We start from the raw sequence: 7,034 nt of genomic DNA, 5'->3' as shown, positions 1-7,034 counted from the left end.
GCTGCATTGACATACTTCAACCGCAGATCATAAAGTATCCCTTCGATGAGCCGATCTTCGTCATCGTCCAGGTTCCCTTTTGTCTTTTCTTTGAGTATCTCAATGATGCTGATGGTCTGTTTCGCGAGGGAGAGATTAACACACTGTTCATTTTTTAACGGATCAGGCAATTCTCCAAGACTCACGATAGCAGAAGTGGAAAGGGAAAGAAGAAAGGTGGCAAATGTCAATTCCGGAAAAAATTCGTCTTCTTTTGCGTTCGTCCGGGATGTCTCTTCTTTTGTTTCAGCGCCTTTATCATCGGCAATATCTTTTTCGTTTTCCATCTTACCCTCCCTCTAAAGAAGTGTATCGAGCTTGACAGGCAGGAAAAACATGCTGTCGTTTCTTTTTACCTGGTACAGGATATAGTTCCGCTGCAACCCTTCGATCATGAAAGTGTTGAAGTCGCTGGTATCGGCAATCTTATTGTTGTTAATTTTAACAATCGCATCACCGATACGCAGACCGGCCTTCTCGCCAAGGCTACCGCTGTATACCTTGGTCACGACAACCCCCTCCCTGTCCTTCAGCTTGTATTTTAGCTTCGGGTATCCCTTGATATCCGAAATTCTAATGCCGCAAAGTCTTTCATCGACGGGAACCGGCGTGTAATTCTGAATATCTTCGAGGTCAACGCTGACGAGATAGGGTTTTGTCCCCCGTACTATCTTAAGCAGAATAGTGTTTTTGCCCTTCACGCTTCGTATGATGCTCTGCAGCTTCATACCTTCCCGTATCTTCTTTTTATTCAGTTCAACGATCCTGTCGCCTGCGCGTATACCGTTTTTCTCTGCGGGGCTTTTCGGAATTATCCTGTTGACATAAAGGAATGTGCTCTTTTCGTCCTTTCTTTTCTCCATGAAGAGTCCCAGGATCGGCCTCCGGGAACCGTTTTGCAGGAACTCAGAGAGCATGTTCATTACATCGTCTATCGGGATAGCGAATCCTATACCTTTGCCCTCGCCGTATATGGCCGTGACGATCCCCAGGGGATTTCCCTCGGCATCTAAGAGAAGTCCCCCGCTGTTACCGGGATTGATGGAGGCATCAGTCTGTATAAGGTTCGCATATACCCTGTTTTCTATCCTCAGGTTTCTGCCCAGGGCGCTCACGACACCAACAGTAACGGAACTCGAAAGACCGTATGGATTGCCTATGACGACTGCCTTTTCGCCGACCTTTATGCCTTTCGTCTTGGTAATCTTTATATACGGGAAGTCATCCTTGTCCGTAATCTTCAGGAGGGCTATGTCGTATTCAGGGTCGCTGCCGAGAACATAGGCATTATATTCCTTGCCGTTAATAAACTTTACCCGTATGTTTATCGCTCTGGAGATAAGATGCTCATTGGTGACAATAATACCTTTCGGATCCAGCACAACCCCTGAACCGATATTCTCAGAGATCTCCTCTCCCTCTTCTTCTCCTGCAAAATATTTTTTGAAAAACGATGGTTTTTTCTCTTCCCCCGTCGTCTTTGTAAGTTCTTCCGTTTTAATGTTCACAATGGACTTACTCGCCGTTTCGACAACTTCAACGACCTTGTCTTCTTTCGACAACGATGGTATTGGAAAAGATAACAGAAATAATGGAATGAACAGAAAGATTATAGATGGTATGAAAGATTTAGAACGGGTCTTTACGCATTGCATGGGATGGTGGGTCAGTACCAATCGTCTTTAGTCCTTTTCTTCTTCAAGATCTTTTTTATTGAGTCGAGGATGATGTTCGATATTTCGTCTTTGCTCAGAAGCGGCACCTGTCTCATCTTGCCTGATTTCTCGATGATCGTTACCTCGTTGCTGTCAGAGCCGAAACCGATCCCTGGTTTTGCTACATCGTTGGCAACGATGAGGTCCAGGTTCTTATTTTTAAGCTTCTCCTTCGCATTGTCGAATAAGTTTTCCGTTTCTGCCGCAAACCCGACGACAATCCTTTCCTCTTTTACTTTTCCCAGTTCACCGATTATATCAGGATTCTTTTCAAGCTCCAGCACCATGTATTTACTGTCGCCTTTCTTCTTTATCTTCTGACAGTTCTCTTCCCTGCACCTGAAGTCGGCAACCGCCGCAGTCATGACAATAACGCCGGCGCTTCTGTAATGTTCCATAACGGCGTCCCGCATCTCCAATGCGGTTGTAATATGGACAATATCGATATCACTTCTCGGAAACTGGATGGAAGTTGGACCGGTGATGAGCACAACATCGGCGCCTCTTCGCTTCGCCATTTTCGCTACGGCATACCCCATCTTTCCCGAGGACCTGTTCGTAATGCAGCGTACGGGATCAATATATTCCATGGTCGGGCCTGCTGTTACGAGTATCCTTTCCCCCGCCAGATCTTTCCCGGTAAAAATATCCTCCATCTTTTCGAGTATCTCTTCTATGGTAGGCAGCCTTCCCTTACCTTCAGTGCCGCAGGCAAGGTCGCCGCTGGCCGGTTCCATAAGTTCATAACCGGCGTCCTTCAGTTTCTGAATATTCTCCTCCACTATCTTGCTGCTCCACATCTTCGTGTTCATCGAAGGGACAAAAAACACAGGGACTGTCGTCGCCATCACCATGGTGGAGAGAAAATCATCGGCGATGCCGTTCGCTACCTTCCCTATCATATTCGCAGTAGCCGGCACTATAACAAGCTGATCCGCTATATCGGAGAGGGCGATATGCCCGATCTTGGAACCGGCAAAAAGTTCAAACATCTCATGGATCACGGGGTTGCCTGATATGGTTTGAAATGTAAGCGGCGTGACAAATTCCATAGCGTTTTTCGTCATCACAACGTGCACATTCGCCCCTTTTTTCGTGAGCTGTCTTACCAGTTCGGCAGTCTTGTAGGCAGCTATACCACCCGTTATGCCTACTATGATCTCTTTGTCCTTCAACATGGAAAATTGTTTTTCTATGCCCTGCATCATCATATATTAAGTCCCAGTACTCTTATGAGCCTCGTAAAGAGGTTTGCCTTTGGTACAAATACCGGTGAGATGATGTCGACCTTTCCGATAGTATCATTATCCAGTTTAATAACCATTTCACCAAGCTTCTGTCCCTCCCTGATCTCACCTTTTACCTTATCGGGGAGAACGATCTCCTTTTTTACGTTGGCCTTCTTGCTAACAGGGATGGGGTAGAAAAAATCCCGGTCCGTTACCCCTTTCATCTTCCGGTACTTACCGTCCGCAAGTATGATATCCTTGTCGACCAGTTCGCCCTTCTTGACAATGTTCAACATTTTATACTGAGCAAATGCCTTTTTCAACTTTTCCGCGGCAATATTGTCCCGTATCTTTCCTGCGGGACTTCCCATGACTACGGCAATAAACCGCAAGTCACCGCGTTTTGCCGTTGCCACGATGCTGAATCCCGCTTCACGGTAATAGCCCGTCTTCAATCCATCGGTACCTGAAAATTTCATAAGGAGCTTGTTCGTATTCGTCAGGGTAAACTTGCCGTCCCTGAAAGGATCTGTTTTGATTGCCGTCCATTCGAGGAGCCTAGGGTATTTCAGGAGTTCCCGGGCGAGGATTGCAAGGTCGCTGCAGGAGGTGATATCCTCTTTCCCATCTTTTGACGGTGGCAATCCATGTACAGAATGGAATTCCGTGTCGACAAGGTTAAGTGCCTTTGCCTTTTCATTCATCATGGCAACGAACTCTTCCTTGCTGCCCGCGATAAATTCAGCGATGGCATAGGCAGCATCATTTGCCGAGGCAACCATCATGGCCTTCATCATATCCTCTAAAGAAAAGGTCTCGCCCTCCTTAAGATAGACCTGACTCCCGCCTATCTTCGCGGCCTCCTTCGATGTGGTGACCATATCTGTTAATTTGACATTCCCCTTTGCGAGTTTCTCCATGACAATGTAAGCGACCATCAGCTTCGTGATACTCGCGGGGGGACGTTTCTGGTGGACGTTTTCCCCTTCCAGGATCTTCCCGGTACTGGTCTCCATGACGATGTATGCCTTGTATGGTTCCCGGTCAGATTTTAATCCTGCCGCCTGGGGTTTTTTTGCGACCTTTGCCTTCCTGGAGGCAGCAGGCCTTGCATCGGCAAGGCTCGTCCAGAAAAAAAGCAGCAGCCCAATGATGATCCACTTTTTCACAGCCATTATTCGGAGCCTTTAGCTTTTTCCATAAAGACCTTCAGGATGTCAATAGGCAGAGGAAAGATGATCGTTGAATTCTTCTCCGTTGAGATCTCGATGAGTGTCTGGAGATAACGCAACTGGAGCGCCATGGGGTTCTGGGAGAGGATGGTGGCAGCCTCTGAAAGTTTTGTTGAGGCCTGAAATTCACCTTCCGCACTGATAATCTTCGCCCTTCTTTCGCGTTCTGCTTCGGCCTGCCGTGCGATTGCCCTCTGCATCTCCTGCGGGAGGTCAACGTTCTTTACCTCTACATTCGATACCTTGATACCCCAGGACTCTGTATGCGTATCAAGGATCTCCTGCAATCTCTCATTTATTTGTTCCCTGTGTGACAGCAGGTCATCAAGTTCCGCCTGGCCCAGGACGCTCCGGAGGGTCGTCTGTGAAAGCTGGCTCGTTGCATAGAGGTAGTTCTCTACATCAATGATCGCCTTAAGTGCATCGACGACCCTGAAATAGACCACGGCATTGACCTTGATGGAGACGTTGTCCCGCGTGATCACGTCCTGCGGCGGGACATCGAGGACAACGGTCCTGAGGCTCACCTTGACCATCCTGTCCACGATAGGGATCAGGATGATGAGACCTGGCCCTTTCGGACTGCCAAGCACCCTCCCGAGTCTGAAGATTACACCGCGCTCATACTCATTGAGTATCTTTATGGCGCTTGCAAGAAAAAAGATTATGATTACTATTACAAATAAATAGGCCGGCAGCATATTACCCTCCTTTTTTTTGAACCTTTACTACAAGCTTCTCTACACCGGTCACAATGACCTCTTCGCCCTTTTCGATACGTTCATCGCTTCTGGCCTGCCAGATCTCGCCGTGAAGTGACACCTTGCCCTTGTTGGCGATATCGGTTCTTGCAACCCCTGTCTCTCCGACAAGACCTTCCATGCCGGTTTTTACCTTTGACAATTGGGCCTTCACGGCATACGAAAGGACACCGAAGATGAAGGCCGCTGACACTATTGCTACAACAAGTATCGTCTTCCATGATATGGACAACACACTGTAAGGCAGGTCTATGAGCATAATAGAGCCTATCACAATCGATATGACACCTGCAATGCCCAGTAACCCGTGGCTTATGATCTTCAGTTCAAGAACGAAGAATATAACGCCGAGGAAGATCAGCGCAAGCCCTGCGAAACTGATCGGTATTGTCTGGAACGCATAGAGCGCCAGGATAATGGATATGCCGCCTATAACACCCGGGAATATGGTGCCGGGGCTGTATATCTCGAAGAGGATGCCATATATACCCATCATCATAAGGATATAGGCCACATTCGGATCGCTGAGGTAGGAAAGCAATCTGTACTTTAAGGGCATCTCGATATCAACCCTGACGGCGCCCTTTGTCCTCAATGCCACCTGTTTGCCTCTCACATCCACCGTTTTCCCGTCTATCTTCGCAAGCAGCTCATCAATGTTGTCGGCCATAACGTCTATAACATGTTTTTCAAGGGCATCTTTGGCGGTTATTGATGAGCTTTCCTTTACGGCCTTTGCCGCCCATTCCACGTTCCTGCCTCTTTTCATCGCGATACTGCGGGCGTATGCCTCCGCGTCATTCACTGCCTTTTTGGCAACCTCTTCCTCTACCTTCTCTTTGCCGATGGTCACAGGATGCGCCGCTCCCACGTTGGTACCCGGCGCCATGGCTGCTATGTGTGAAGAAAGGAGTATGATCGCCCCCGCGGACGCTGCCCGCGCGCCCGAAGGGTACACATAGACGATGACGGGCACGCTGGAATCCATGATGTTTTTGATAATGTCCCTCATGGAGGTATCAAGACCTCCCGGCGTATCAAGGAGAATCAGGAGCGCTTCACTGCCTTTTCCGCTGCATTTTTCGATAGACTCCTTGATAAATCCTGCAACAGGAGGACCGATAATGCCGTTGATCCTGATAGTGCAAAGGTCTTTTGCAAAGAGATTGGAGACAAAAACAGATAGAATAAAGAGAAACCCTATCAGTATCAGGGGGCAAAGTTTTTTCATTTCTGTGAGAACTTCTCCTTGAGCCTTTTTTCTACCGCCGGGGGAACGAGATCCCGGACACATCCGCCAAAGCCTGCTACTTCCTTGATCGTTCTCGAACTCAGGAAAAAATAATCCTTGCTCGTCATCATAAAGATCGTGTCCATGTCTTTATTGAGATTCCTGTTCATGGACGCCATCTGAAACTCGTATTCAAAATCACTCATGGCCCGCAATCCCCTTAACACAAATCGCGCGTTGACCTTCTTCACGTAGTCAACGAGCAATCCTTCAAAGGTGTCTACGATAACATGTTCGTCGTTATTGATCGCAAGCTCTATAAGCTCCATCCTCTCATTGACGCTGAAAAGGGCATTTTTCTCAACGTTGCTGGCGACGGCGATAATGATCCTGTCAAAGAGTTCCAGCCCGCGCATGAGGATATCCAGATGCCCAAAGGTAATGGGGTCGAAAGAACCCGGATACACTGCTATCTTTTGTTTCATGAAAAACTCCTCTGTTCAGAATATTAAGCGGCTTCAAGTATCGTAATAACCGTATCACCATATCTCCTGGTCGTAACCTCGGTCCACCCTTCCCTGCATGAAGGGTCCGGATGTTCTCTTTTCGAATACTCCAGAAGAATTATAGCGTTCCGGTTATACACCACATGAGTTCTCAATAAGTTCATCGTTTCCTCGATGTGCCCTTTCTCATAGGGGGGATCCATAAAGATTATATCATAACAGGACTTTCTCCTGTGCAGGAAAGGGATTGCATATCTTACATCCATACAGAGTGCTTGGCAATATTTATTTATTGACAGCAGGGCCGCGTTATCCTTCAAC

8 protein-coding genes are annotated in these 7,034 nt (G+C 47.7%); all 8 read right to left on the bottom strand.

Annotated elements, in window-relative coordinates; genetic code table 11:
- Positions 1–326, bottom strand: a 326-nt coding sequence (locus PHU49_12340) for a DUF1844 domain-containing protein (protein MDD5244797.1), incomplete at its 3' end; no start/stop codon positions are given.
- Between the two features lie 12 nt (positions 327–338).
- Positions 339–1,547 (bottom strand): trypsin-like peptidase domain-containing protein, encoded by a 1,209-nt coding sequence (locus tag PHU49_12335; protein MDD5244796.1) that lies wholly within the window; start codon positions 1,545–1,547, stop codon positions 339–341.
- Between the two features lie 158 nt (positions 1,548–1,705).
- Positions 1,706–2,965: a bifunctional phosphopantothenoylcysteine decarboxylase/phosphopantothenate--cysteine ligase CoaBC gene (coaBC, locus tag PHU49_12330; protein MDD5244795.1), complete on the bottom strand. Its 1,260-nt coding sequence runs from the start codon at positions 2,963–2,965 to the stop codon at positions 1,706–1,708.
- Positions 2,962–4,158 (bottom strand): D-alanyl-D-alanine carboxypeptidase, encoded by a 1,197-nt coding sequence (locus tag PHU49_12325; protein ID MDD5244794.1) that lies wholly within the window; start codon positions 4,156–4,158, stop codon positions 2,962–2,964. The genes coaBC and PHU49_12325 overlap by 4 nt, the downstream gene beginning before the upstream one ends.
- Positions 4,158–4,916 carry a slipin family protein gene (locus tag PHU49_12320; GenBank protein MDD5244793.1) on the bottom strand — a complete coding sequence of 253 codons (759 nt, stop codon included), beginning with the start codon at positions 4,914–4,916 and terminating at the stop codon, positions 4,158–4,160. The genes PHU49_12325 and PHU49_12320 overlap by 1 nt, the downstream gene beginning before the upstream one ends.
- Before the next feature lies 1 nt (position 4,917).
- A complete protein-coding gene (locus PHU49_12315) occupies positions 4,918–6,207 on the bottom strand; it encodes a nodulation protein NfeD (GenBank protein ID MDD5244792.1) in 1,290 nt (429 codons plus the stop codon).
- Positions 6,204–6,692: a pantetheine-phosphate adenylyltransferase gene (coaD, locus tag PHU49_12310; GenBank protein ID MDD5244791.1), complete on the bottom strand. Its 489-nt coding sequence runs from the start codon at positions 6,690–6,692 to the stop codon at positions 6,204–6,206. Before coaD ends, PHU49_12315 begins: the two co-directional genes overlap by 4 nt.
- Before the next feature lie 23 nt (positions 6,693–6,715).
- The coding region (locus tag PHU49_12305; GenBank protein MDD5244790.1) for an RsmD family RNA methyltransferase at positions 6,716–7,034 on the bottom strand (319 nt) is incomplete at its 5' end.

This window comes from Syntrophorhabdaceae bacterium, from assembly GCA_028713955.1.
GTDB lineage: Bacteria > Desulfobacterota > Syntrophorhabdia > Syntrophorhabdales > Syntrophorhabdaceae > UBA5609.
The sequence above is the reverse complement of the archived record's forward strand: the minus strand, read 5'-3'. Positions and strand labels throughout refer to the sequence as shown.